We start from the raw sequence: 26,060 nt of genomic DNA, 5'->3' as shown, positions 1-26,060 counted from the left end.
CATGACCTACAACGTGGCACTGAACTTTGAGGACGGGGTCACCCGGGTGATCACCTGCAACCCCGGGGAAACCGTGCTGGACGCGGCCTACCGGGCCCAGATCAACCTGCCCATGGACTGCTCCGACGGCGTCTGCGGCACCTGCAAATGCGCCTGTGCCAGCGGTGAATACGAACTGGGGGACGATTACCTGGAGGACGCCCTGACCGACGACGAAGCCGCCGAAGGCCTGGTGCTGACCTGCCAGATGGTGCCCGCCGGCGACTGCGTGGTGGACGTGCCGGCGGCCGCCAGCCTGTGCAGCAAGGGCGCCCAGGGGGCGATTCCGGGCACGGTGGACGAGGTCAACCTGATCTCGCCCACCGCCATTGAGGTGAAAATCCGGGCCGGCGCGGACCTGGGCTTCCTGCCGGGGCAGTACGTGAACATCGGCGTGCCGGGCACCGACGAAACCCGGGCCTACTCGTTCAGCTCCCGCCCGGGCAGCCGGGACTTGAGCTTCCTGATCCGCAACGTGCCGGACGGGCTGATGAGCTCCTGGCTGGTGGGCCGCGCCCGCACCGGCGACGCCGTGGACCTGACCGGCCCCATGGGCGTGTTCTACCTGCGCCCGGTGGAACGCCCGGTGCTGATGCTGGCCGGCGGCACCGGCCTGGCGCCGTTCCTGGCCATGCTCGAGAGCCTGAAGGAAAAAGGCTGCGACCAGCCGGTGCACCTGATCTACGGCGTCACCAACGACGACGACCTGGTGTGCCTGGCCGCCCTGGAGGCGTTCGCCCGGGACATGGAGAATTTCACTTTTAGAACCGTGGTGTCCGGTGAAGACAGCACCCACCCCCGCAAGGGCTATGTGACCGCCCACATGGACGACGCCCCGGTGAACGACGGTAACGTGGACGTGTACCTGTGCGGGCCCCCCGCCATGGTGGATTCGGTGCTCGGCCATTTCCGGGGCCAGGGCATCGAGCCCCACGGCTTCTACTATGAAAAGTTCACCCCGAGCGTGGCCCCGGCCCGGGAGAAAGTGGCATGAGCGGCCGCTTTGACCGGCGGGTGATGGTGGTCACCGGCGCCGCCCAGGGCATCGGGCGTCGGGTGGCGGAACTGGCCGCTGCCGAGGGCGCCCGGCTGGTGCTGGTGGACATCGCCGACTACGTGCAGGGTGTGGCCGCCGACCTGCGGGACCAGGGCGCGGACGTGCTGGCCCTGCAGGCGGACCTGGAGGCCTGGGAGGGCGCCGAGTCGGTGATGGCCCGGGCCCACGAGCGGTTCGGCCGCATCGACATCCTGATCAACAACGTCGGCGGCACCATCTGGGCCCAGCCTTACGAGCACTACACCCCGGCGCAGATCCAGAAGGAAATCCAGCGGTCGCTGTTTCCCACCCTCTGGTGCTGCCGGGCGGTGTTGCCTCACATGGTGGACCAGCAGGCGGGCGTGATCGTCAACGTGTCCTCCGTGGCCACCCGGGGCCTGATGCGGGTGCCCTACGGCGCCGCCAAGGGTGGGGTGAACGCGCTCACCGTGAACCTGGCCTACGAGTACGCCGGCCAGGGCATCCGGGTGAACGCCACCGCCCCCGGCGGCACCGAGGCGCCGCCGCGGTTGACGCCCCGCAATACGGAGGCCCAGAGCGAGCAGGCGCAGGCCTGGTACCAGCGGCTCATTGACCAGACCAACGCCCACAGCTTCATGCACCGTTACGGCACCCTGGACGAGCAGGCCGCCCCGATCCTGTTCCTGGCCTCGGACGCGGCCAGCTACCTGACCGGCACGGTGCTGCCGGTGGCCGGTGGGGATCTGGGATAAAAAAAGCCCCGCCGATGGGCGGGGCTGGACGTGCAGGGCGCCGGCGCGGACTGAATTCCGGGCCGGCGCCGGTCGTGCGGGAGCCGCCTACAGCCAGGTCAGGCCCGCGCTGATGATCACCCCGGTGATGATCAGCAGCATCAGGCAGTAACCCATGATGTCCTTGGCCTTGAGGCCGGCAATGGCCAGCACCGGCAGGGCCCAGAACGGCTGCAGCAGGTTGGTCCAGGCATCACCCCAGGCCACGGCCATGGCCACCCGGGGAATGTCCGCGCCCAGCTGCTGGGCCGCCGGCAGCATGACCGGTGCCTGCACCGCCCACTGGCCGCCGCCGGAGGGCACGAAGATATTGACCACGCCGGCGCTGATGAAGGTCCAGAACGGCAGGCTGGCGGCGGTGGCGATGTGGGCAAAGCCCTCGGAAATGCTCGCCGCCAGGCCGGAGGCCGTCATGATGCCCATGATGCCCGCGTAGAACGGGAACTGGATGACGATGCCAGCGCCGCCCTTGACCGCCTCGTTCAGGCTGTACAGAAGGCGCTTCGGGGTCTGGTGCAGGATGATGGACAGGAACAGGAACAGGAAGTTGACGATGTTCAGGTTCAGGCCGCCGTTGTTCACGAAATACTGGAACAGGAACGCCAGGCCACCGACCCCGATGATCCAGGCCAGCAGGCGGCTGTTTTCCAGGTAATCGGCGGGACGGTTGATCACCACCCGGGTGTCCGGCTCGTCGTCCAGCAGCTTCGGGTCCACGAACACGCTGTCTTTTTCGTCCGGCAGCATCAAGCGGTTGATCGCCGGAATCACGAGGAACATGGCCGCCACGATGGCCAGGTTAAAGAACGCGAAGATGGTCTGGCTGGTGTCGATCACGCCGATCAGGTTTTCGGTGAAGTGCCCCTTGGTGGCGATGACCAGCGGGATGGAGCCGGCCAGGCCCCCGTGCCACACCACAAAGCCGGAGTAAGCGCTGGCGATCAGCAGCGGGTAGTGCACCCGGATCTGCCGGGCCAGGGCCTTGGCAAACAGCGCGCCTACCACCAGGCCGAAGCCCCAGTTGATCCAGCTGGCAATCAGCGCCACAAAGGTGACCAGCACAATGGCCTGTCCCGGGGTGCGGGCGAGGGACGCAATGCGGTTGAGAATGCCCCGCACCAGCGGCGTGCTGGCCAGCATGAAGCCGGTGACCAGCACCAGCAGCATCTGCATGGAGAAGGTCAGCAGGTTCCAGAAACCGTCGCCCCACATCTTCACCACCGCCATCGGGCCGTGGCCCTCGAACACCATGGCCGCCACAAAGGCCACCAGGGTCAGGATGATCACGAAGATGTACGGGTCCGGCAGGTATTTTTCCACCAGGCTCACGAGCGGCCTGGATGCTTTGTTCAGCATCGGGTATCCCCCTGTTGTTGACACGGTTGTTGTTCTGAAAATCCCTTCAAGCGTAGCAGGTTATGGCACACCCTGGGATTCGCCAAAGGGCTCAGTGACAACGGGGATACCCGCTTTCTCAGGGTTTCTGCCGTTGCCGGAAGCGCCGTTCCGCCGGTTTCTGCAGCGGCGCCCGCATGGCCCGGGCAAACGCCCGGACCCCGGACAGCATCGGGCTGACCCCGGCCCACAGGCCCCGGTCCTGCAGCAGCCGCAGGCTGCCGAACAGGCCGGGGGCCGGCTCCGGCTCCGCCGACAGCCCGGCTTCAGACTCGGCGGCCCCGGCGGCCAGGGCTTCAATCAGCCGGTCCAGCCGTTCCGGCGGCACCCGTCCCAGGGCGGTGGCCAGCAGGCACAGGTTCTGCAGGCCGTTCAGGCTTTCCGGCCGGTTGAGCCCGTTGAGCAGCCGTTCCGCCACGTCCGGAGAACTTTCCAGCAGGTTGTTGACCAGCCGGAGCACGCCCTGGTCGTGCAGGTTGCGGGTGAGGCGGTCCAGCTCGTCCCGGGCACCGTCCTCGGGCGCCCGCTCGGGTACGTGGTAGGGAATGGATTTGGCCATCAGACAATCTCCGGGTTGTTGGCGGAACCGGGGGGCGTCACGTAATCCGGCCGCTGCCATTTGCGCTCGGCCTGGGCCCCGTCCTGGGGCCGGGCGCGGTGGTAGCGGGGGTTGGTGGCGGGCAGCGCCGGCGGGCCGCTGGGCTCCAGCACCTCCAGTTTGGCGGCGACTTCCTTATACGCCGGCGTGTTGGTGTCCCGGTCGACGTCGCTGGAGGTGAGCACGTTGATCGCCCGCAGGTTGCGGGTGGCGTTCTCCGGCACGTACACCTGCTTGCCGGTGACCCGGTCGGTCACCACCACCGGCAGCTCGATGGACCCGCGCCGGGAGGTCAGCCGTACCCGGGTGCCGTCCACCAGGCCCCGCTCCCGGGCCAGGGTCGGGGAGACTTCCACAAAGTTGCCGGGAATCAGTTGCGAGAGGCCTTCTGAGCGGGCGGTGAGGTTGCCCTCGTGGAAGCTCTCTAGCAGCCGGCCGTTGTTCACGTGCAGGTCGTACTCGTCGTCCGGCTGCTCGTCCGGCGCCTGCCAGTGCACCGGGTGGAACCGTGCCTTGCCGTCGTCAAAGTGAAAACCGCCGGTGTACAGGTGCTCGGTGCCGGTGCCGTCCGCGGAGATTGGCCACTGCAGCGAGCGCCAGCCGGCCAGTCGCTCGTAGCTGGCGCCGGCGAACAGGGGCGTCAGGCTGGCGGCTTCGTCCATGATTTCGGACGGATGCTGGTAGTGCCAGGGTGCGCCCAGATGCTGGGCCAGCTCCGTGAGAATGCGCCAGTCCGGGCGGGCGTTGCCCAGGGGCGGCATCACCTCGTACAGCCGCTGCAGGCGGCGCTCGGTGTTCACGAAGGTGCCGTCTTTCTCAACGCTCGGGGTGGCCGGCAGCACCACGTCGGCAAACTCGCAGGTGCGGGAGAAGAAAATGTCCTGCACCACGAAGAAGTCCAGCTTCTCGAAGGCGTCCTGAACGTACAGGGCGTTGGCGTCCACCACTGCCATGTCCTCGCCGATCACATACAGGGAGCGCAGGCGCCCCTCGTGGATGGCGTCCACCATCTCGTGGTTGTCCATGCCCGGATTGCCGGACAGGGGTACGCCCCAGCCGTCGGCAAACTTGGCCCGGACCGCCTCGTCGTCCACGCTCTGGTAGCCCGGGAAGGTGTCCGGCATGGAGCCGAAATCGCTGCACCCCTGCACGTTGTTGTGGCCGCGCATGGGGTAGGCGCCGGTGCCCCGGCGGTCGCCGTTGCCGGTGAGCAGCAGCAGGTTGGCGATGGCGGTGGAGGTGTCGGAACCGCCCATGTGCTGGGTGACCCCCATGGCCCAGACCGCGCACACGGTGTCTGCCTCCGCGATCATCCGGGCCGCCTCGGCCAGCCGCTCGGCGGGGATGCCGGTGACCGACTCGCCGTACTCCAGGGTGAAGGGCGCCAGGCTCTCCCGGAACTCGTCAAAGTGATTCACTTTCTCGGCGATGAAGTCGCTGGCCTGCAGGCCGTGATCGAGGATGTAGCGGGCGAAGGTGTTCAGGCAGACCAGGTCGGTGCCCGGGGTGGGCTGCAGAAACAGGTCCGCCCGGGCGGCCATCTCATGGCGGCGGATGTCCAGCACCACGTGTTTCTGGCCGTTGTGCTTCTGCGCCTGGCGAAGGCGGGTGGCCATCACCGGGTGGCTCTCGGCGGTGTTGGAGCCGACGAACAGCACCAGTTCGGCCTGCTTCAGGTCCTCCTCGCAGCCGCTGTCGCCGCCGTAGCCCATGGTCCGGAACAGGCCGGTGGTGGCCGGGGACTGGCAGTAGCGGGAGCAGTTGTCGATGTTGTTGGTGCCCATCACCGCCCGGGACAGCTTCTGCATCAGGTAGGACTCCTCGCAGGTGCACTTGCTGGAGGCCACGAAGGCGAGGCTGTCCGGGCCGGTCTCGTTCTGGATCTCCCGGAAGCGGCGGGCAATCAGGGCGTAGGCCTCCTCCCAGGTGGCTTCCCGGAAGGCGTCGTTTTCCCGGATCAGCGGCTGGGTCAGGCGGTCCGGGGCGTTCACGAAATCCCAGCCGAACTTGCCCTTCACGCAGGTGGAAATGCCGTTCACCGGGGCCTCCGGGTGCGGCTGTACTTTCAGGATCTCCCGGCCCCGGGTCCACATCTCAAAGCTGCAGCCGACGCCGCAGTAGGTGCACACGGTCTTGGTGCGGGAAATGTCCGGTTCCCGCCAGTCCGAGTCCATTTCCGAGAGGGCGATGATGGGCTCGTAGCCGAGGGTGGGCTCCAGGCCCTTGATCAGATCGATGGCCGGCCGTTTGACCGCGTCGGGCATGCCGGTAAGCGGCCCGGCCTGGCCCAGCATGGATTTTTCCATCAGCGCGTTGCAGGGGCACACGGTGACACAGTGGCCGCAGGACACGCAGCTGGAATCGCCAGCGTCCCGGCCGCCGTCCCACAGCACCCGCGGGTGCTCGCTGGCCCAGTCGATGGACAGGGTGCCGGTGACCTGCACCTCCTGGCAGGCCTCCACGCAGCGACCGCACAGGATGCACTGGTCCGGGTCGTAGCGGTAGAACGGGTGGCTGCTGTCCACCTCGTAGGGCTTGGGTTGGTATTCATAGCGCTGGAACGGCAGCTCCGCCTGCACCACCGCGTTGTGCACCTGGCAGTCGCCGTTGTTGTTGTCGCACACCGAGCAGTACAGCTCGTGCCGGGCCACGATCCGGTCCAGGCCCTCGCGCCGGGCGTCCTTCGCGTCGTCGCCGCCAATGTCCACCGCGAGTCCGTCCCGGGTGCGAACGGTGCAGCCCCGCACCAGCTTGCCATCAGCCTTTACCCAGCAGCTGTCGCAGCTCTGGATGGCGCCGAGGGTGGTGTGGTAGCAGATGTGGGGCAGTTCAACCTGGTGGTCCGCCAGGAAGTCGATCAGGGGTTGATCGGCCGGCCCGGTCAGTGATTGACCGTCCACGGTAATCGTACAGCTGTTCGGATGAGGCATGCGCCGGCTCCTGTCGCTGATGAATGGCGGCGCATCCCGTCTGGCGTGGCAGCTCAGCGAATCAACCGGACGGGGCACCCGAAGGAGAACCCTCAGCGTAGGACAGGATGTTCGCCCTGTGAAATGACGCGGGCTAAAAAGTAGCTGGCGATGGTTGTTCTGGATCAATCAGCCCGTTAAACAGCGCCCGGTATCCGGGCACCAGGCCCGAGGCCCGCCAGGCCTCCGGCGGGCAGGGCGAGGGCGGTTCCCGGAGCAGCCGTTGCAGGGTATCGGCGGCGGCCTCGGCTTCCGCCTCCGGGTTGTCCTCCTGGCTGTCGTACCGGCAATCCGCCGGCACGTATTCCCGGTACGCTAGCCGGTTCGGCGCCAGGGGCAGGCAGCCGGCCGCCATGGCCTCGAGCATCGACAGCCCCTGGAAATCGTGCAGGGCGGTGGATACCACGATATCGGCGGTGCGCAGCAGGTGGTCATAATCGGCCCGGTCGGGCAGGAAGCCCCAGTGGGCAATGCGATCCGGGAACTGCTCTCGCAGCCGGTCCAGCGCCTTGGGGTGGCTGCGAAACCGCTCGCCCACCACGCTCAGGCGGAACCGCTGGCCGCGCCGATCCAGCGCCTGCACCAGCCGAAGCAGGCGCTCCGGGCCCTTGTCGTACTCCCAGCGGTGGTTCCACAGCAGGTGTGGGCACTCGGTGTTGATCGCATCGCTACGGGGTGTGAAGAGGTGGTCGTCAATGGGCACCGGCAGCACGGAGGACCGGGCGTCGATGCGACCGACCACGCCCTCCGGGACCGCATCCGGCATCAGGCGCAGGAAGGCCTCCGTGCCCTCGAGAAAGCTCGTTCGGTTCCAGTCGCTGTTGAACAGCACGCGGTCGGCCGCCAGCGCCCCGTACAGGTTCACCATCTGCGGCTCCACGCTGTCCCGCTGGTTGCCGGATACCGGGAAGGCAAACTGGTTTTCGTGCATGTAGAGCACGCAGGGCGTGCGGGCGAGCTGCGGATTCAGGCCTTTGAGGGCCGCCAGATCCACCATGGAGGTGGCCAGCACCAGGTCCCAGGGTTCCTGCAGGCAGGGCTCGTCCAGCCAGCTCAGGGCGTTGCCCCGGATGCGCCAGCGGAAGTAGCGGGCCGGCAATGCCAGGGTGTGCCAGTGGATATCCGGCATGGCATCGGTCAGCAGACGCCGCCAGCGCCGGTGACTGGCGGCGTCGTAGCCGGAGAGCAGCAGGATGCGGGGCCGTGATGCCTCAGTCATTCGGCGAGCGCCGCTCCCAGATCGTCACCTCGGACAGCGTGTGCTGGAACTTGTGCTGGGTTTCCCGGATCACGAACGGCACTTTCGTGGGCTCGCCCACCATCCGGAAGTGTTCGCCCAGGTGCGCTTTCAGGCCGTCCAGGGTGGTGTGGTTTTCCCCGTCCTTCTTGAAGCCGCCAATCCACTCCTCCCGGGGGGTGTGCTCCTCCAGCCAGGTGTAGGGCGAGGCGATGATCAGCAGGCCACCGGCGTTGATGCGCTCGTGGATGGCGTCCAGGAACTTGCGGGGCCGGTACAGCCGGTCGATCAGGTTGGCAGCCAACACCAGGTCATAGCCGGTGAGCTGGGGCTTGAGGTTGCAGGCGTCGCCTTGCAGGAACGAAACCCGGCCGGCGGTCCCCGCGAGACCCAGGTCCGCCAGGGTGCGGGTGTGGTAGCTCACCAGCTCGCCCTCTTCGGCCAGGGCGTAGCGAATGGTCCCCTGCTCGGCCATCTCGACCCCAAGGCGGATGAAGTTGGCGGAGAAATCGACACCGTCCACCCGCTCGAACGCCCGGGCCAGCTCGAAACTGGAGCGGCCGCAGGCGCAGCCCAGGTCCAGCGCCTTGCCGTGGGGCCGATCACCCATGGCGGCCAGGGCCAGCTCGGCCATCGCCTTGGGGAAGTTGTCCACGTTGAACCACCGGTCGCCGTAATGGAACTCGGCGTATTCCGTCAGCAGCTTGTCGCTCTCGTAGTAGGCGTTGGGCTGAACCGCCTCGGCGTCCGACGCAATGTAGCGGAACCCGGCGTGCTGGAAGAAGTGCCGGCGGAACGCATAGCGGGCGGAGAGCCGGGCCTCGTTGCCGCAGGAAATCCAGGAGCCGCCCTTGATCAGGTTGTGCTGGCCATCAAAGGTGGGCGTGGTGAAATCGTCGTACAGTGGGTGCACCTGGAAGTTATCGAACGGGTAGGTGGGAGTTTCGGTCCACTGCCAGACGTTGCCCACCACATCAAACCACTGGCCGTGGCGGAACCGGGTGACCGGGCAGGAGGACGCGCCGTGGTCCAGGTGCAGGTTGGCGTTGGCCGGCGCCTTACCCACCTCCTGAACGCCCGCCTCCTCGCACAACCGGTGCCATTCGTCCTCGGTGGGCAGGCGGATGGGCAGGCCGGTTTCCTCCCGCTTCCACTCACAGAACGCCTTGGCCTCGTGGTAGTTCACCTCCGCCGGCCAGTCCCAGGGCATGTCGACTTCTTCGGTCATCAGGCGCAGGTGCCAGCCATTGTGCCAGCGCCAGAAGGTGGGGTGCTTCGCCTTGGCGAACGTGCGCCAGGCCAGGCCTTCCTCGCTCCAGAACCGGTCCTGCTGGTAGCCGCCGGCTTCCACGAACGCCAGGAACTCCTGGTTGCTCACCAGGTACTGGCTGGCCCGGAACTCGTCGACCTCGGCTTCATGATGGCCGTATTCGTTGTCCCAGCCGTAGTAGGCGTCGTCGTAGGGTTTGCCGAGGCGCACCTTGCCGGCGGGCACCGGCAGCAGTTGGTTTTCCGGCGCCTCGCCGGTCTGCCGGTTAGGGGCCCACTCCGGCTGCGGGCGAACCCGGGCCAGATCGTGCTGGCGGATCAGCACGGAGGAGGTCTCCAGGTGAATCCGCTCATGCTCGATGCCCATCACGATTGGCCACCAGGGGCTGTCCCAGTTGATCGGCAGAGACAGCGGGAGTTGCTCGATCAGCCCCAGTACCGTCTCACGGACCTGGGCCCGGTAGTCCCGCACCGCCTGCACACTGGGCCAGTCGTAGTGCTCGTCGTTCAGATCGTCCCAGCTCATTTCATCCACGCCCACCGCGAACACCGATTCCATGTGCGGGTTGATGCGCTCCGGCAGGGTTTTCGCGAGCACCAGCTTGTTGATGAAAAACGTCGCGGTGTGGCCGAAGTAGAAAATCAGCGGATGGCGCAGGGGAATCGCCTTCTGGTAATAGCCCGCATCGTCCGCCAGGCAATCAAACAGCCGGGTGTAGGTATCAAAGGTGTTGGTGAAGTACCGGGCGATGGCTTCCCGCGTTGCATCCGGCTCCCCCGTAACCAGGTTGGGGGTGCGCAGCAGGCCGGCGGGGCCGGCATGGGTGGTGCGTGAGGGAGCGGCAGGAATCGTGGAAGACATCGGGAACGGTCCTTTTCAATGCGTCGTCGGTTAGGCACGTGAGGGCAACAGAGTGGGATCTGTTCGCCGTTGAACCTTCTACGCTGAATCTCCGGAGAGGGATTTGCCGCGTCGGGCGCCGGCCTGAATGACCACCGGTTCTTGACCACCATCAAGCGCGGCTTCCGCCAAACCGGCTTACTGATCGTAGCGGCTTTGCCGCTGATCTTCACCCTCAGACACTTTGTCCCGGCCACACACGATCCCGGAGGCTCATCATGATGGACCGACTGTTCAAGGACCGCGAGAGCGCCGGCCAGGCGCTGGGTGAGGCCCTCAAGGCCCGCCATCTGCCGGCTAATACCCTCATTCTGAGCCTGGAGATGGACATCCTGAACCTGCGCAAGCGCGGCGCGGCCCCGGTTCTGGTGGCGGTGCCGGTGGGCCCCCAGGGAACCGCCGAGCGGTTTGCCGATATCGCCGATGGCTGCGTGTGCCTGCTGGAGCCGGTGGTGTTCAACTCGGTGGGACTGTGGTACCTGGATTTCCACCAGGTGACCGAGGAGCAGGTGCTCGAGGCACTAGGCAATAGCCACCCCGGACAGCCGACCCAGAATCATCTGTTCCAGGGCCCGGGCCGAGGGTGACAGTGAGCGATCCGCCCGCTTGATAATGCCGATGTGCCGGACCAGCCGCGGGGTGTCCAGGGGAATGAAGCGGAGGCTGTCACTCGCCTTGGGGAACGCCAGCCGCGGCAGGGTGGTGATGCCCCGGCCCGCCTCTAGCATGGCCAGCAGGGAAATCATGTTGGACATGTAGAAATCGCTGTTCTCCACCAGGGACGCCGCCGGCGTGCGCGCCAGCAGCCGGGTGGTGCCGTTGGCGATGAAGCGCTCGCCGGCCAGGTCTTGCCAGCTCAGGCTCGCCTGGTTGGCCAGGGGATGATCCTGGCGCACCACCACCCCCACGTTGTCCTCAAACAGCGGGGTAAACACCAGCCGCTCGTCCTCCGCCCACACGCTGCTGATGCCCAGATCCACCTCCCCATTGGCCACCAGCCGGCACACGAATTCCGCGTTCTCATCGTGCAGGTGAATGTTGATGTTGGGGTATTCGGTGGTGAAGTGGGCGAGGAAGTCCGGCATCAGCCGGCTGGCCACGGACGGCACCGTGGCGAGGGTGACCCGGCCCTGGTGCCCGAGGGCAAAACGGTGCAGATCGCTGGCCAGCCGGTCGTGCTGCTGGATCAGGTCCTCAAACCGTGGCAGGCAGTACTCGCCAAACGGCGTGAGCGTGCCCTTGGGGCTTCGCTCAAACAGCCGCCCGCCAAGGCGTTCCTCCAGCTCCCGGATGGCCATGGAAATCGCCGGCTGGCTGCGGTGCAGGGCCCGGGCCGCGCCCTGGATGCTGCCCTCGGTGTGCACGGCAACCACATAGCGCAACGGCTGGATCTTGAGTTCCGGAATCATGGGATAGCCTGCCGGTGATGGGTCTTCCTGGAGTATAAGAGGTTCTTATAAATTTTCTGAAATTTTTGATTATCCTTAATTGTGAGCGGGCGCTAGGCTACAGGGAATCGTGAAGGAGAACCTTATGGCATCGCAGCACCCGCTTTTCATCAACGGCGAATGGGTCCCCGGGGCCTTGAGCCCCATCCCGAACCAGAACCCCTCGGACCTCAGCGACCGGATTGGCGACTACGACCAGGCCAGCGCCGGGCAGGTGGAAGACGCCATCCGCGCTGCCCGTGCCGCCCAGCCGCAGTGGGGCGCCACCGGCCTGGAGCACCGTTACGGCGTGCTGATGGCCATCGGCAACGAGCTTCTCGAACGCCAGGAAGAGCTGGGTGCCCTGCTGTCCCGGGAAGAGGGCAAGCCCCTGGCGGAAGGTCGCGGCGAGGTGGCCCGTTCCGGCCAGTTTTTCCACTACTATGCCGCCGAGGTGCTGCGCCAGATTGACGAGCGGGTGGCCTCCGTGCGCCCGGGCGTGGAGGTAGAAACCCGCCGGGAACCGCTTGGCGTGGTGGGGGTGATCAGCCCCTGGAACTTCCCGATGGCGACCGCGGTGTGGAAAATTGCGCCGGCGCTGGCCTTCGGCAACGCCGTGGTGTTCAAACCGGCGAACCTGGTGCCCGCCAGCGCCTGGGCGCTGGCCGAGATCATCAGCCGCCAGAACCTGCCCGCCGGCACCTTTAACCTGCTGATGGGCAGCGGCGGCGAGGCCGGCGAAGCGCTGATCACCAGCCCGATGATTGACGCCATCTCCTTTACCGGCTCCCTGGAAGTGGGGCGCCGCGTGGCCGCCGCCACCGCCGCCAACCTGCGCAAGTGCCAGCTGGAGATGGGCTCCAAGAACGCCCTGGTGGTGCTGGAGGACGCGGACCTGGACCTGGCCGTGGAAGCGGCGTTTTCCGGCGCCTACTCGGGCACCGGGCAGAAGTGCACGGCCTCGTCCCGGCTGATCGTGGTGGATGCGGTGCACGACGAATTCGTGGCGAAGCTGACCCAACGGCTGGCGGGGGCCAAGGTAGGCCCGGCGCTGGCGGAGGGCACGGTGATTGGCCCGGTGGCCAGTGCCGCCCAACTGGCGTCCAACCAGCGTTGGGTAAGCCGGGCGCTGGAAGAGGGTGCTACCCGGGCCTTCGGCGGCGACAACCTCGATGTCGGCGTGAACGGCCACTACATGCAACCGGTGCTGTTTACCGACACCACCAACGACATGGCCATCAACCGGGACGAAGTGTTCGGCCCCATCGCCTGCGTGATCCGGGTGCCGGATTACGAGACCGCGCTGACCACCTTGAACGACACCCGCTACGGCCTCACCGCCGGGCTGGTTACCCGCTCCCTGCAGCGGGCCAGCGATTTCCGGGCGCGGGCGGAGACTGGCTGCGTGATGGTGAACCTGCCCACCGCCGGCACCGATTACCACGTGCCGTTCGGCGGCCGCAAGGATTCCAGCTTCGGGCCCCGGGAGCAGGGCCAGTACGCCCGGGAGTTCTACACCGTGGTGAAAACCTGTTACATCAAGGCCTGAGGGGGTTGGCATGTCTCGGTCCGTACTGACCATCGACGGTCTTCAGTATTCCAACTGGTCCCGCGAGATTTTCGAACAGATGCGCGAAGGCGGCGTGGACGCGGTGCACGCCACCCTGGTCTACCACGAGAACTGCCGGGAAACGCTGCTCCGCTTCGGCGAGTGGCAGCGCCGCTTCGAGGCCTACGGTGACCTGATCATGCCGGTGCGGGATCCGGAGGACATCGAGCTGGCCCGGGCCTCGGGCCGGGTCGGCGTGTTCTTCGGCGCCCAGAACTGCTCGCCGATTGAAGACGACATCGACCTGGTGGCGATCATGCGCCGCCTGGGCCTGATGATCATGCAGCTGACCTACAACAACCAGAGCCTGCTGGCCTGCGGCTGCTACGAATCCGAAGACAGCGGCATTACCCGCTTCGGCCGCCAGGCGATTCGGGAAATGAACCGGGTGGGCATGCTGATCGACATGTCCCACAGCGCCGAGCGCTCGACCCTGGAAGCGGTGGAGCTCTCCGAGCGGCCGGTGATTATCTCCCATGCCAATCCGGCCAGTTTCCACCCCGCCAAGCGCAACAAATCCGACCGGGTGCTGAAGGCCATCGCCGAGAGCGGCGGGCTGCTCGGCTTTTCGGTCTACCCGTTCCATCTCAAGAACGGGCCGGACTGCACCCTGGATGACTTCTGCGGCATGGTGGCGGATGCCGCCGAGCTGATGGGGATGGATCATATCGGCCTGGGCACGGACCTGTGCCAGGGCCAGCCGGAATCGGTGCTGACCTGGATGCGTAACGGCCGCTGGTCAAAATCGATGGATTACGGCGAGGGCAACGCTGGCAACGCCGGGTGGCCGCAGCCGTTGTCGTGGTTCAGGGACAACCGGGATTTCCCGGCGATCATCGAGGGACTGAAACAGAAGGGATTCGGCCAGGACGACATTGAAAAGATCATGGGGCGTAACTGGCTCCAGCAACTGATCAACGGAACGCGACCGATGGCGGCATCGGCGGCGTAATCCCTAACCGCTCCAACAACAAAAACAGGACATCCTCATGACGCAATCCATTGGTTCAACCGCCGTTCCGGAAGCGCGCGTCCGCCGCTTCGGGGACCCCGTGGTGCTCTGCCTGACGGTGGGCTTTGTGCTTCTGTTTATCGGCTTGTCGCTGTACGACATCGAGTGGACCGCGACGCTGATCAGCGATGGCTTTGCCTGGACGGCCCGTTCGCTGGGGTCGTTCTTCCAGCTGCTCCTGCTGCTGACCTTCCTGATCGCCCTCGGCGTGGCGGTGTCGCCCGCGGGCAGTGCCAAGGTGGGCAACCTGAGCGTGCCCGAACTGAGCACCTTCAAGTGGCTGTCCATCATCATGTGCACGCTGCTGGCCGGCGGCGGGGTGTTCTTCGCCGCCGGTGAGCCGGTGTACCACTTCGTGGTCACGCCCCCGGCCTTCCACACCACTCCGGCCACGCCGGAAGCGGTGGCGCCGGCGCTGGCGCAGTCGTTCATGCACTGGGGCTTTCTGGCCTGGGCCATTCTCGGCACCCTGTCCGCCATCGTGCTGGCCCACGCCCATTACGTAAAAGGCCAGCCGCTGCAGCCTCGCGCCCTGCTGTACCCGGTACTGGGTGACCGGGTGAACGGTTGGTTCGGCGGGGTGGTGGACGCGGCCTGTGTGATTGCCGTGGTGGCCGGTACCGTGGGGCCGATCGGCTTCCTGGCGACCCAGGTCAGTTTTGGCCTGCACGAGCTGTTCGGCGTATCCGGCGGCTACGGCACTCAGCTGGTGATCCTGGTGGTGCTGGCAGGCGTGTACGTGACCTCGGCCATGACCGGTATCCACCGGGGCATCCAGCTGCTCAGCCGGATGAACGTGTTCCTGGCGCTGGCCATTGCCGCCATCATCTTTATCTTTGGCCCCACCCTGTTCCTGACCAACGCCTTTACCCAGGGCTTCGGGGAATACATCGGCTCTTTCTTTGCCATGGCGACGGTCACCGACATCACCGCCGAGGGCTGGTGGATGCAGTGGTGGACGGTGTTCTTCTTCGCCTGGTTCCTCGGCTATGGTCCGCTCATGGCGCTGTTCGTGGCCCGCATTTCCCGGGGCCGCAGCATCCGGGAGATGATCCTGGCCGTGGGCATCATGGCACCGATTGCCACCACCATCTGGTTCACCCTGCTGGGGGGCTCGGGCATCTTCTACCAGATGACCGGCGTGATCGACCTGGCGGATGCCCTGAGCAAGTTCCAGTTCGATGTGGCCACCCTGACCATCGCCCAGGCCCTGCCCGGCGGCGCGTTGATGGCCGTGGCCATCCTGTTGCTGACCACGATTTTCGTGGCCACCACCGGCGACTCCATGAGCTACGCCATTGCCGTGGTCAGCGTGGGCCATGACGAGCCGGAGCCCATTGTGCGGGCGTTCTGGGGCGTCACCATGGCGCTGATGGCGGCAGTGCTGCTGTACATGGGCGCCGGCCAGATCAGCGCGCTGCAGCAGTTTATTGTCATTACCGCCATCCCGGTGTCGCTGATTCTGCTACCGTCCCTGTATGCCGGCCCGCAATCGGCCTACGCCATGGCCCGGGAGCAGGGCATCATCCCGCCGAAGGGCGAACTGCCGCAGGCCGTTTCCGTACAGCCGGGTGTCGAGGCCAGAGGAGAGTAGATCCGTGAACCACAGTGCCGAACATCTCGCTGACCCCGAACTGCGACCGGCCCGGTGCGTGATGAACCTGGTCCGGCTGGGCAGCTTCCACGCCAGCCGGCTCAGCTTCACGCGCTCCCTGGTGCGCCAGATGGCGAGGGAGCATTGGTCGGTCACCCGCGCCCGGTTTGATCTGGACGACGACGGGCACGGGGTGGCCATCTACCGGCTGGACACGCCCCACAACCGGTACCACGGCGTGGTGTTCTCCCAGGCGCTGGACCCGGAAAAGCGCTCTGACCGTGTTATTGCCGAGGCCTGGGACGTGACCTTTGCCATCGTGGAGGGGGAGGTGGACGACCGCCTCCTCGAGCAGATGGCGGCGAACGTGCCGCTGCAGGAGGCGGGCCGTCAGAACCCGCGCCTGCTGGTGCTCTCCCGGGCCAACAAGAGCCTGCGCAATTTCGGCGATTTCGTTGACGCGCTGGCCTCGGGGCGGCAGCCGGACCCCGCCTGGCTGACCCGGGTGGGCTACCTGTACCGGACCACGGCGGTGTACGGCAATGGCAAGTTCGGCATCGCCGATTACGCGCGCCTGCAGCAAAGCCCGGATTTCCGTCGGCCATTCTCGGCCCAGATGTTTGCGGTGTACCTGCTCCGGCACTTTTCCATCGAACAGGTAAACCACATCGCCGCCATGCGCGCCCCGGACGTGGCGGTGCCCCTGGCGCCGGCGCTGCAACGCTACCTGGGCATTGGCAATTCCACCGGCCTGGGCATGGCACCGTTTCTGATCAACCATCCCCGGCTGATCCAGCAGTGGGTGTATTGCCGGGAATGGGCGCTGGCCCACGCCCGCCAGCGCCGGCCGGACGCGGCCAGCCGGCAGCGCCTGCTGGACCTGATGCACCGGGTCCAGCGGCACTTTGAACAGACCGTGACCGAGGACGAGGCCCAGACCCGTCGCAACCGCGAGACGGTGGCGGCCCTCACCCAGTCCATTGGCTGGCTGGAACGCACCCCGGCGAACGCCACCCTGTGGACGGATCTGCTCGACTGGGTGGCCACCCAGGGCTCCCTGGAGGCGGAAGAGCTGATCAATACCTTGCTGATCGAGCTGTACCCGGACCTGATCGACGCCGTGGAAGATAACCTGGGGTGCGACGACCAGTTGGACCTGCAGCCGGAAATGCGGGTCTCTGCCCTGAAGCAACTGATCGAAAGCCGCTACGGCTGGGCGCTGGACTACGACCCGGACGACCCCAACCACCACTACTGGTTCTGGTACCGGTCCGCAGAAAAGGAAGAGCCCAGGCTGGGCGTGCGCGCCGAAGAGCGGGGAGCGGAAAAGGAAATGCCCGTGGCCATTGGCCCGAGGGTGTACCGGACCCACCAGTTGCTGGGTGAATTCCTGGCGCTGGCGCCAAACGCCTCCGTGGTCGAGTTCCTGATGGCCCATCCACACCAGAAAGAGTGCGTGCGGCGTATTCAGACCCTGGCGCAGACGCCCTACGGCGAGATCCAGGCCAATCTCTGGCACCGGGACATGAAGCCCATGCACCTGCTGCGCACGAAATTGTCATTCTTCGGCGCCAGCCGGTTTGATCCGAAATCCGACCGCTGGGTTCGGGTGACCCTGTTCCAGGGCGCGCCGCTGCTGGACGAGCTGGGTGGCCAATGGCCGGTGGGTGGCCGCCGTCTGGCCGAGCTGGACGACTGGAGCTTTCCGGTGGAACCCCAGGCAGGTGCCCTGTGAACGTCTCCCACAATGAGCTGGAGGGCATCTGCCGCAAGGCGTTTCAGGGTATTGGCTTTTCCGAGGGAGACGCCGCTGACGCCGCCGATATGGTGGCCTGGATGGAAGTGCACGGGCTCGGCGGTATTGCGGCGCTGAAGAAAGGCGTCCATTTTTTGCTCAAAGAGGGGGAGAGCCAGCCGCCGTCGATCATCTATCAGGACGCCGACGTCACCGTGCTGGACGCCCACGGCAACAGCATCCTGGGCAACGCCAGCCTGGCCCTGGAGCTTGGCTACGTGCGGGCCCGGGCCCGGGGGCTGTCGGTGACCAAGATCCGCCACTGCCACAACCGGATCCTGGTGATTGGCTATCTGTCGAGGTTGGCCCGGCGGGGCATGAACGTCACCGCCTTCTGGCGCAACGCCCACGATCCGCTGACCGAACTGGTGGTGGGCTTCCGGGCCGGGCACCCCATTCCCGATCTCTGCTTCTACAGCCTCGAGGCGGTCCCGGACGACATTGAGAAGAACGACGGGATCACCCTGGTGATGGCCAATCACGTGGACCTGATGCCGGGCCTGCGCTCCAGCCAGCCCCTGACCAACCTGATTCAGCACTCAGAGCCCGATCTGGTCGCCCGCAAGGCACAACTGCTGACCGCCGGCATGGAGGTGGACGACGACCTCTGGAAAACCCTGAAGTCACTGGCCGACCGACTGCTGGTGGAGGCGACGGAAGACTCCCGCAGCGGCGCAGGCGCCGGCACCAACGACAACGACTGACCCCGGAGACCCCCATGGCCCTGGACGGACAGAAAACCCCGGTGGCAACCCAGTTGCCGCAATCCAAAGCGCCCCTGGAATGGGCGGTGACCGCCCATGGCATCCTGTTTACCGCGCAGATTCCCATCGACGCCAGCGGCCAGGTGGTCGATGGGGGGATTGAAGCCCAGGCCCGCCAGACCCTGGAGAACCTGAAACACACCCTGGACTGCGCCGGCTGCGGCATGGCGGGCCTGACCCAGGCGCTGATCTACGTGACCGACCGGGCCCATCTGGTAACGGTGAACGCCGTGTACGCGGAGTACGTGTCGTCGCCCTCCCCGAACCGGGCGGCGCTGATTGTGTCGGGTTTTGCCCGGCCCGAGATGCTGGTGGAGATTGTGGCCTACGCGGCGGTGGAGGGTTGAAGTTTCCGTTTCCGGCCCCGAGGGTATAAAGGGAACCCACAACGGACTGGAAAGCGAGGTAACGCATGTCATTGAAAGACGAACTGATCCGCAAGGCCGAAGCGCAACTGGATGCCTGGGAGAAAGAAGCCGACTCCCTCAAGGCGGACGCCAAAGCCAAGGAGGCCGACGCCCGCAGCCAGAAGGCCAGCGCCGACCTCCAGGAAAGCGCGTCCGACGCCCTGCGCTCCGTTCAGTCGAAGATCGACGACGGCCGCCAGAAGCTGGATGAGGTGAAAAAGAGCAGCGAGGACAACGTCGACTCCCTGCGCAAGAAACTGGCGGATCTGGTCGGGCCCTGAGGCCAGCCGCCGCGCCGGTCAGCCGCCGATTTCCAGCACCACCGCCGGTTGACCGGCTCGTAGCGGAGGGTGCGGGCGCTGGCGTCGATCAGCCGTGCGCCGCCCGCCGAATTTCCTCAAGCATGGCGTTCGATGCCGCCGACAGGGGCGTGCGCGAGGGCGTGATGATGCCCAGTGTTCGCGGCACCGAAGGCTGGCACAGGGGGCGCCAGTCCAACCCCGCCACCGAAATCTGGTTGACGCTCAGGGACGGCAGTGCCGCCACGCCCAGACCGGCGGCCACCATCCTCCCCGCCGTTCCAATCTGACTGACCTCACAAAACAGATCCATGGCCACGGGCAAGGTTTCCAGTACCTTCTCGATGGCCTGCCGGGTGCTGGACAGGCGGCTCAATTCAATCAGCGGATAACGCAGCAGGTCTTCCCAACGAACCTCGTCGGCGTCCAGCAGCGGGTGCCCGACGGGGCAGACCGCCACGAACCGATCCTCCAGCAAGGGTTCGAAGTGAAAGCTGGCGGTGTCCGGAGGCTGTACGGACAGCCCGATGTCGGCCCGGCGTTCCCGTACCAGGTCATCAATTTCGCTGGCCAGCACGTCGTTCACGCTGATGGCGATGTTGGGGAACTGCGCCCGGAAATCCGCCAGTACCCGGGGCAGAAAGCCGGCGGCCAGGGTCGGCAATGCTGCCAGGGTCACCTTGCCCCGCTGTTTGCGGAACAGGTCGCCCAGATCGGTGAACGCCTCCTGCCAGTCGCCAATCAGGCGCCGGGCCACCGGCAGAAACACCTGCCCCTCAGGGGTCAGCTGTACGCCCCTGGATGTGCGTTTGAACAGGGCGCCGCCGACAATGTCCTCGAGCTTGCGGATGGAGATGCTCAATGCCGGCTGGGACATATGAAGCTGCTCGGACGCCTCAACGAAGCTGCCCGTTGCCGTGATGGCGATAAACGCCTTGAGTTGACGGATGGAGGGATCCATAAGTTTTATAAAACGATCGTTCCCTATAATTTATTGGACAAATATTAGCCCAGGCGTCAATGATTGCAACACCGTTGAAACCGTTTCTGCACGGCCCTTGGCTGGTCGATGCAGGGCGTTTGATCCGAACGAAAGCAATAACAACAAGGCAGGGCGATGCAGACAACTCATCATTGGCGTCCCGGGCGTATTGCCATCATTGGCTGCGGCACCATCGGCATCAGCTGGAGTGCCTACTTTGCCTCCCGCGGGTTGGTCGTGGTGGCCTTCGATCCCAACCCCGCCCGCCGCGAGGCGTTCCTGCCCGCCGTGTCCGAGATACTCCGCACCCTGCCGGGCGAGCCTGCGCACCTGCCGGTGGTCTGTGACGACCAGGGGGAGGCCGTCGCTGACGCCGATCTGATTGTCGAGAACGCCGCCGAGCGGGTGGACGTCAAACAAACCCTCATCAAGACCCTTCAGGATCTGGCGCCTGCCCGGGCGCTGATCGTTAGCAGCACCTCGTCGCTGACGCACTCCGACATTTCCAGCGCCGCAGCTCACCCGGAACGGGTCTTTACCGCGCACCCGTTCAATCCCCCGCACCGGATCCCCCTGGTGGAGCTCTATGGCACCGATGCCGACGCGGTGGAGCGCCTGCGGGGCTTTTACCAGGGCATCGGCAAGCAGCCGATCGTGCTCAAGCGGGAGATGGTCGGGCACGTGGCCAACCGGCTGACGGCGGCGCTCTGGCGGGAAGCCCTGTATCTGGTGCAGGAGGGTGTGGCCTCGGTGGAAGACATCGATCTGGCCGTGACCGCCGGCCCCGGATTGCGCTGGGCCATTCAGGGCCCGTTCATGACCTATCACCTCGGCGGCGGGCCTGGCGGTATCCGGCACTACCTGGAACACCTTGGCCCGAGCCAGCAGTATCGCTGGGCCAGTCTGGGCCAGCCGGACGTGACACCCGAGTTGACCGAGCAGGTGGTGGCGGGCGTTGAAGCCGCCTGTGCCGGCCGCAGTGTCGCGGAGCTGGCGGACCAGCGCGACCAGCTGCTTGAAGCGATCAACGCCGTGTTTGATCGCGCCGGGCGCGACGCCGACTAGCGCCGGCCAGCGACCCCCCTTTTCCCAGCCTCCGGACGTCCCGCCGGAGGTGACAACAACGACTAACCGGGACCTCGAGGAGAACACAATGAAAGCATCAACCAACAAGAACCGGCTTTCGCTCGTCAAATGGATCGGCACCGTCGCGCTGACGGTGGGCCTGGGCTCCATGGCCCAGGCGGCACCGAAGGAACTGTCGATTCTCAGTGGCTCGCCGGGCGGTACCTGGTACCCGATCACCGCCGGCATCGCCGAGATTTTCACCAAAGAGGGCACTCGGACCAACGCCGAAGTTGGCGCGGGGCTCGCCAACGTTGCCCGGATCAGCGCCGGCCAGGCCCAGCTGGGTGTCACCACCTCTACCGTGCCCCCTGTGGCCCAGAAAGGCGAGGCCCCGTTCAAGCAGCCGGTCACCAACATCCGCGGCCTGGCCGTGCTGTTTCCCAGCTACCAGCACGTGGGGGTGACCAAGGCCTCCGGCGTGACCACCGTTGAGGGCATGAAGGGCCTGCGGGTGAACTGCATGGCCATCGGTAACTCCACCGAAGCCGCGTTCGCCGACCGCCTGAAAGCGGCCGGTATGACGGAGGACGACCTGGACTGTGCCCGCGGCAGCCACACGTTTGCCTCCAACGCCATCAAGGATGGCAACCTGGACGGCTTTACCCTGCTGTCCGGCTTCCCCAATGGCACCTTCACCGAGCTGTTCCACGCCAAGGACATGCGCCTTTTGCCGCTGCCTGAGGCGGAAGCGAAGAAAATGGCGGAGATGAACCCCGGTTACGCCTACACCACGATTCCGGCGGGCAGCTACCCCGGACAGGACCAGGACATCCCCACCGTTCGCTCGGACCTGGTGATGATCGCCAACGCCGATATGTCGGACGATGACGCCTACTGGATCGTCAAAACCATGCTCGACCACATGGCGGACCTGCGCAAGATCCACGCCGTGATGCGGCCGCTGACCGCCGAGTACATGGCGTCCATCAAAGGCCTGCCGATCCACCCCGGAGCCCTGCGTGCCTATAAGGAAGCGGGCATCGAGATCCCCGCGCAATAACGGCCTTTGGTCCTCGTTCCAGTACGTGCCCGAGAGGGGAGCCTTGCAATGATCAGAGCGTATTTTGCCGAAAAGTCGTATCTGGCCCGGTGTTTGTCGGTCGTGGCCATCGCCATGTCCGCGTACCAGCTGGTGACCGCCTACGTTGGCACACCGATCTCCGAAATTCATTTGCCCATCCACCTCGGGTTCGTTCTGGTGCTGGTGTTCTGGCTGTTCCATAAACCGGCCACCGGAGGCCTGCGGTACCTGCTGATCGCCCGGGACCTGATCCTGACGGTCATGGCACTGGGTGGCTGCGGCTACCTGGCCATTAATGCCGGTGAGATCCAGCAGCGGATGCTGTACTTCGATCCGCTGACCACGGCCCAGCTGGTGTGGGGCTGCCTGCTGGTGGTGGCCGTACTTGAGGCGTCCCGCCGCGTCATCGGCTGGCCCCTGGTGATTCTCGGGGTGTCGGCCCTGCTGTACGCCATGTACGGGAACTACCTGCCGTCGCCGTTCTGGCACCGGGGTAACTCGGTGCAGGCGGTGATCGAGACCACCTACCTGACCCAGGACGGCCTGTGGACGTCACCGCTGCGGGTCACGGCGTCCTACGTGTTCCTGTTCGTGCTGTTCGGGTCGTTCCTGGTGGCCTCCGGTGCCGGGGAGTTCTTTACCGATCTGGCCCAGTCCCTGACCGGCCGTTTTACCGGTGGCGCCGCCAAAACCGCCGTGGTGTCCAGTGCCCTGATGGGGTCGCTGTCCGGTAGTTCGGCGGGCAACGTCGTGGTCACCGGCTCCTTTACCATTCCCGCCATGCGCAAGGCCGGCTTCTCCGGGCGGTTTGCCGGTGGCGTTGAGGCGGTGGCGTCTTCCGGGGGACAGTTCATGCCGCCGGTCATGGGCTCGGCCGCGTTCATCATGGCCGAATTTATCGGTATTCCCTATGTGGAGATCGCCAAGGCCGCGCTGATTCCCGCCATCCTGTATTTTGTCTCTGTGCTGGCGATGGTGCATTTTGAGGCCCGCCGGTTGAATCTGAAGCCTGAGGGCAGTTCCGAATCCGCCTGGGCGGTGATTCGCCAGCGGGGCTACCTGTTGCTGTCCGTGGTGACCATGCTGGCGGTGCTGTCTTACGGGTACTCGCCCACGCTGGCGGCGCTTTACGCCCTGGGTATGCTGGTGGTGACCCAGCTGATCTTCGAGCCCAGGCTGCGCAGGGATTTCCTGCTGAACTGCCTGACGGCGATGGATGACGCGCCCCGGGTCATTGCACAGATCACCATTGCCAGTGCGGTCGGCGGCATCATCGTGGGCGTGGTCACCCAGACCGGCCTTGGCCTGCGCATGAGCTCCATCGTGCTCGATTTCTCCCAGGGCTACCTGCCCCTGTTGCTGGTGCTGACCATGCTGTGCGGCATCGTGCTGGGCATGGGCATGCCGACGCCCGCGGCCTACATCATCCTCGCGGTGCTGCTTGCCCCGGGGCTGGTGGATGCGGGCGTGCCGGTACTGGCGGCCCACCTGTTTGTCATGTACTGCGCCGGCATCTCGGCGATCACGCCTCCGGTGGCTCTGGCGTCCTACGCGGCGGCGGCCATCGCCAACGCCGATCCCTGGAAAACCAGCCTGACGGCCTTGCGGCTGGGGCTGGCGAGCTTTCTGATTCCCTTTATCTTCGTGTTCGGCCCGTCGTTGCTGGGCCTGGGCTCCACCACGGCCATGATCGTGAACACGGTGGGCGCGGTGATTGGCGTGCTGGCCATGTCCAGCGCGCTGATTGGATGGTGCCTGGTGACGATGAATGCGGGTCTCAGGCTGGTGCTGTTTGTCGGCGCGATCCTGCTGATCATGCCGGGGGCCATCGGGGATGTGGTGGGCCTGGGGCTGATTATTGGTGTGACCGCGTATTGCTGGCAGCGGGCCCGGCAAACCAGCGCCGACGCCGTGCTGGAACGGTCATGACCTCGGGCCCCGGCGCACGATCTGACGAATTCATCAACGATTTCCTGAAAGGTTATGGAGTATGAAATCACGATTGCCGCTTCCGGACGTGGCGGGGCTCTCTGTGGAGCAACGCCAGATTTTTGATTCCATCCTGCAGACCCGGGGCAATCTGGACGGGCCTTTCCTGGCTTGGTTGCACAGCCCGGGCTTTGCCCGCCGGGCCGAGCAGCTGGGGGCGTTCTGCCGCTACGACACGTCGCTGTCGTTGTGTGAGTCCGAGCTGCTGATCCTGTGTGTGGCGGCGCACCACGCGTGCGTTGGCGAGCAGCAGATCCACGAGCCGATTGCCGCCCGTGCGGGTATCAGTGCGCTGAACATCGAGCGGATACGGAACGGGCGAGTGCCCGAGTTTTCAGAGGAGCGGCTGAACCTGCTGTACCACACCGCCACCGAGCTGCTGCGGTCCAATCGCATCAGCGGTGAACGGTTTGCGGAAGCGGAGGCGTTGCTCGGCCGGCCGGCCCTGGTGGAGGCAGTCGGTGTTATCGGCTACTACTCACTGGTGGCGTATACCCTGAACGCGTTTGAGATGGGGGTGGCTTAGCCCGCCCCATCCACCAGCGCCGCAATGTCTTCGCCAATCTCCCTGTGGGCCAGCAGCTGATCAAACCAGCGGCTGGCCACCTCGCTGCTGGTGAGCCCCAGCAGCGTGCCCAGTACCATCCCCCGATGCACGTTATCGCCCCCGAGGTTGGTGTTCGCCCGTAGCGCCTGCCAGGGATCGTCGTGGTATTTGCAGGCCAGGTACAGCACCACGGGCCAGGCGTCGGAAATGTAGCAGGCGGGTGAATACAGCCGGCCCACCACCTGGGTGTCCGGAAGGTTCCGGCGCACCAGCGCCAGCGTATCCGGCGCGCCGGTCCCCTTGCCGGCGTCGGCAAAGACCTCATCAAGCGAGGCCCCGTCCGCGGGGGCGTCCAGCAACTGGCAGAGCAGGGCAACGTAACCATCGCAGACCCGCATCAGGCTCTCGTCGGGATGGGTCAGCGCCAGATGTTCCCGGCAAAGGGTCTGGATTGCCGGCACCTCGGCGCCCCGCAGCCGCTCGGACAGGGCCAGCGGGCCGATGGTCACCAGCCCGCCGATGGAGGGGGTGTCATGGGTGACCATGGCGCACTGGTGGGCGGGCCGGCCCTGGGCGTAACGGGCAAAGAAGCCCCGGTGGTAGGATTCGGCGTAGGTGTCGTTGTGCCGGGGCGGCTCGGCGGTCATGAAGTCGATGTAGGCGCTCAGGAATGCGTCCCGGTCGTAGTGCCCGCCCGCGTCCGCCAGGCATCGCATCAGCACCCGCGCGCACTGGGCGTTCAGCGTGGTATCGCCCGCCGCCATGCCGTGGTGATAGTGCACGTTGGGCCGGTTCCACAGGTGCGCCCGGCCCTTGAGAATGATGTCCCCGACCACTCGCGGGGCCTGGCCGGTGCGCTCTCCCGCCCGACGCCCCCCTCGCTCCGTGGAGTGCAGCGACATGATGGAGGACGGGTGGTACGCCGGCGCCGCCTCGAATCGCTGGATGCCCCCGGGGAACGCGGTGAGGATGTCCATGGGGTTGTAGTACCAGTGCACCGGCATGGCCAGGGCATCGGCCACAAAGGCGGTTTGCAGGGCGCTGGTGGCGCGTTCGGCGCGGGTCTCTGGAATGGGCATAATCGGGCTCCTGATCTGTCTGAAGCCTTTACGACGACCGGGTTCCGGTGGACCAGAGCCGTCGATTCGCACGGGCGGCCAGACAACTTCGTAGCATTTTGCAAAAACATCGGAGCTTTTTGTTAGACCGAATCCCCGCCACGGCCTAATGTTTTTTTATAGTTTGTTCGCAGACATGTCATCGTTGTCG

At 65.8% G+C, this 26,060-nt stretch carries 22 protein-coding genes; 14 read left to right on the top strand and 8 right to left on the bottom strand.

What is annotated here, in order from left to right; genetic code table 11:
* The first annotated feature begins 1 nt into the window (after position 1).
* Together benC and benD are read left to right on the top strand one after the other, a co-directional pair.
* On the top strand, positions 2-1,033 hold the full coding sequence (benC, locus tag V3388_RS10490; protein WP_336367497.1) for a benzoate 1,2-dioxygenase electron transfer component BenC: 1,032 nt from the start codon (positions 2-4) through the stop codon (positions 1,031-1,033).
* Complete coding sequence (benD, locus tag V3388_RS10485; RefSeq protein WP_336367496.1) at positions 1,030-1,809, top strand: benzoate diol dehydrogenase BenD; 780 nt, start codon at positions 1,030-1,032, stop codon at positions 1,807-1,809. The genes benC and benD overlap by 4 nt, the downstream gene beginning before the upstream one ends.
* 87 nt (positions 1,810-1,896) lie before the next feature.
* Here benD and V3388_RS10480 read toward each other — a convergent pair whose 3' ends face one another.
* The 5 genes from V3388_RS10480 to ovoA form a co-directional block, all read right to left on the bottom strand.
* Positions 1,897-3,204 carry a short-chain fatty acid transporter gene (locus V3388_RS10480; RefSeq protein ID WP_336367495.1) on the bottom strand — a complete coding sequence of 436 codons (1,308 nt, stop codon included), beginning with the start codon at positions 3,202-3,204 and terminating at the stop codon, positions 1,897-1,899.
* 118 nt (positions 3,205-3,322) lie between these two features.
* Positions 3,323-3,802, bottom strand: coding sequence for a DUF1641 domain-containing protein (locus tag V3388_RS10475; RefSeq protein WP_336367494.1), 480 nt, complete (start codon positions 3,800-3,802; stop codon positions 3,323-3,325).
* Complete coding sequence (gene fdhF, locus V3388_RS10470) at positions 3,802-6,771, bottom strand: formate dehydrogenase subunit alpha (protein ID WP_336367493.1); 2,970 nt, start codon at positions 6,769-6,771, stop codon at positions 3,802-3,804. Before fdhF ends, V3388_RS10475 begins: the two co-directional genes overlap by 1 nt.
* Positions 6,772-6,904: 133 nt before the next feature.
* Complete coding sequence (locus V3388_RS10465) at positions 6,905-8,029, bottom strand: tRNA-queuosine alpha-mannosyltransferase domain-containing protein (RefSeq protein ID WP_336367492.1); 1,125 nt, start codon at positions 8,027-8,029, stop codon at positions 6,905-6,907.
* Complete coding sequence (ovoA, locus tag V3388_RS10460) at positions 8,022-10,178, bottom strand: 5-histidylcysteine sulfoxide synthase (protein ID WP_336367491.1); 2,157 nt, start codon at positions 10,176-10,178, stop codon at positions 8,022-8,024. The genes V3388_RS10465 and ovoA overlap by 8 nt, the downstream gene beginning before the upstream one ends.
* Before the next feature lie 257 nt (positions 10,179-10,435).
* Between ovoA and V3388_RS10455 the strand changes: the two genes are divergently transcribed.
* Positions 10,436-10,804 (top strand): hypothetical protein, encoded by a 369-nt coding sequence (locus V3388_RS10455; RefSeq protein ID WP_336367490.1) that lies wholly within the window; start codon positions 10,436-10,438, stop codon positions 10,802-10,804.
* Here the strand turns inward: V3388_RS10455 and V3388_RS10450 are convergent.
* On the bottom strand, positions 10,739-11,626 hold the full coding sequence (locus V3388_RS10450) for a LysR family transcriptional regulator (protein WP_336367489.1): 888 nt from the start codon (positions 11,624-11,626) through the stop codon (positions 10,739-10,741). The genes V3388_RS10455 and V3388_RS10450 overlap by 66 nt on opposite strands.
* A 124-nt stretch (positions 11,627-11,750) precedes the next feature.
* Between V3388_RS10450 and V3388_RS10445 the strand changes: the two genes are divergently transcribed.
* From V3388_RS10445 to V3388_RS10415, 7 genes are all read left to right on the top strand, one after another.
* Positions 11,751-13,193 carry an aldehyde dehydrogenase family protein gene (locus tag V3388_RS10445; RefSeq protein ID WP_336367488.1) on the top strand — a complete coding sequence of 481 codons (1,443 nt, stop codon included), beginning with the start codon at positions 11,751-11,753 and terminating at the stop codon, positions 13,191-13,193.
* 10 nt (positions 13,194-13,203) lie between these two features.
* Complete coding sequence (locus V3388_RS10440; RefSeq protein ID WP_336367487.1) at positions 13,204-14,205, top strand: membrane dipeptidase; 1,002 nt, start codon at positions 13,204-13,206, stop codon at positions 14,203-14,205.
* 37 nt (positions 14,206-14,242) lie between these two features.
* The gene (locus V3388_RS10435) at positions 14,243-15,859 is read left to right on the top strand and encodes a BCCT family transporter (protein ID WP_336367486.1); all 1,617 of its coding nucleotides are present in this window, start codon (positions 14,243-14,245) and stop codon (positions 15,857-15,859) included.
* Positions 15,860-15,920: 61 nt separating this feature from the next.
* Positions 15,921-17,594: a hypothetical protein gene (locus V3388_RS10430; RefSeq protein ID WP_336367930.1), complete on the top strand. Its 1,674-nt coding sequence runs from the start codon at positions 15,921-15,923 to the stop codon at positions 17,592-17,594.
* A complete protein-coding gene (locus tag V3388_RS10425; RefSeq protein WP_336367485.1) occupies positions 17,591-18,358 on the top strand; it encodes a DUF3726 domain-containing protein in 768 nt (255 codons plus the stop codon). Before V3388_RS10430 ends, V3388_RS10425 begins: the two co-directional genes overlap by 4 nt.
* Positions 18,359-18,372: 14 nt before the next feature.
* A complete protein-coding gene (locus V3388_RS10420; protein WP_336367484.1) occupies positions 18,373-18,765 on the top strand; it encodes a RidA family protein in 393 nt (130 codons plus the stop codon).
* Positions 18,766-18,830: 65 nt separating this feature from the next.
* A complete protein-coding gene (locus V3388_RS10415; RefSeq protein ID WP_336367483.1) occupies positions 18,831-19,106 on the top strand; it encodes a hypothetical protein in 276 nt (91 codons plus the stop codon).
* Between the two features lie 88 nt (positions 19,107-19,194).
* Here V3388_RS10415 and V3388_RS10410 read toward each other — a convergent pair whose 3' ends face one another.
* Positions 19,195-20,085: a LysR family transcriptional regulator gene (locus tag V3388_RS10410; protein WP_336367482.1), complete on the bottom strand. Its 891-nt coding sequence runs from the start codon at positions 20,083-20,085 to the stop codon at positions 19,195-19,197.
* 156 nt (positions 20,086-20,241) lie between these two features.
* On the opposite strand from V3388_RS10410, the gene V3388_RS10405 reads away from it, so the two are divergent.
* The 4 genes from V3388_RS10405 (at position 20,242) to V3388_RS10390 (ending at position 24,770) form a co-directional block, all read left to right on the top strand.
* Positions 20,242-21,171, top strand: a complete 930-nt coding sequence (locus V3388_RS10405) for a 3-hydroxyacyl-CoA dehydrogenase NAD-binding domain-containing protein (RefSeq protein WP_336367481.1) — start codon at positions 20,242-20,244, stop codon at positions 21,169-21,171.
* Between the two features lie 88 nt (positions 21,172-21,259).
* Complete coding sequence (locus tag V3388_RS10400) at positions 21,260-22,234, top strand: TAXI family TRAP transporter solute-binding subunit (protein WP_336367480.1); 975 nt, start codon at positions 21,260-21,262, stop codon at positions 22,232-22,234.
* 48 nt (positions 22,235-22,282) lie between these two features.
* Entirely contained in the window at positions 22,283-24,184 is a 1,902-nt protein-coding gene (locus V3388_RS10395) for a TRAP transporter permease (protein WP_336367479.1), read from the top strand.
* Between the two features lie 61 nt (positions 24,185-24,245).
* Positions 24,246-24,770, top strand: a complete 525-nt coding sequence (locus tag V3388_RS10390) for a carboxymuconolactone decarboxylase family protein (protein WP_336367478.1) — start codon at positions 24,246-24,248, stop codon at positions 24,768-24,770.
* On the opposite strand, the gene V3388_RS10385 is transcribed toward V3388_RS10390, so the two are convergent.
* On the bottom strand, positions 24,767-25,870 hold the full coding sequence (locus tag V3388_RS10385; RefSeq protein WP_336367477.1) for an ADP-ribosylglycohydrolase family protein: 1,104 nt from the start codon (positions 25,868-25,870) through the stop codon (positions 24,767-24,769). The genes V3388_RS10390 and V3388_RS10385 overlap by 4 nt on opposite strands.
* Positions 25,871-26,060 lie beyond the last annotated feature (190 nt).

It is taken from the genome of Marinobacter sp. C2H3 (assembly GCF_037080155.1).
In the GTDB taxonomy this organism is placed as follows: domain Bacteria; phylum Pseudomonadota; class Gammaproteobacteria; order Pseudomonadales; family Oleiphilaceae; genus Marinobacter.
This window is presented reverse-complemented; position numbering and strand designations above follow the sequence as displayed.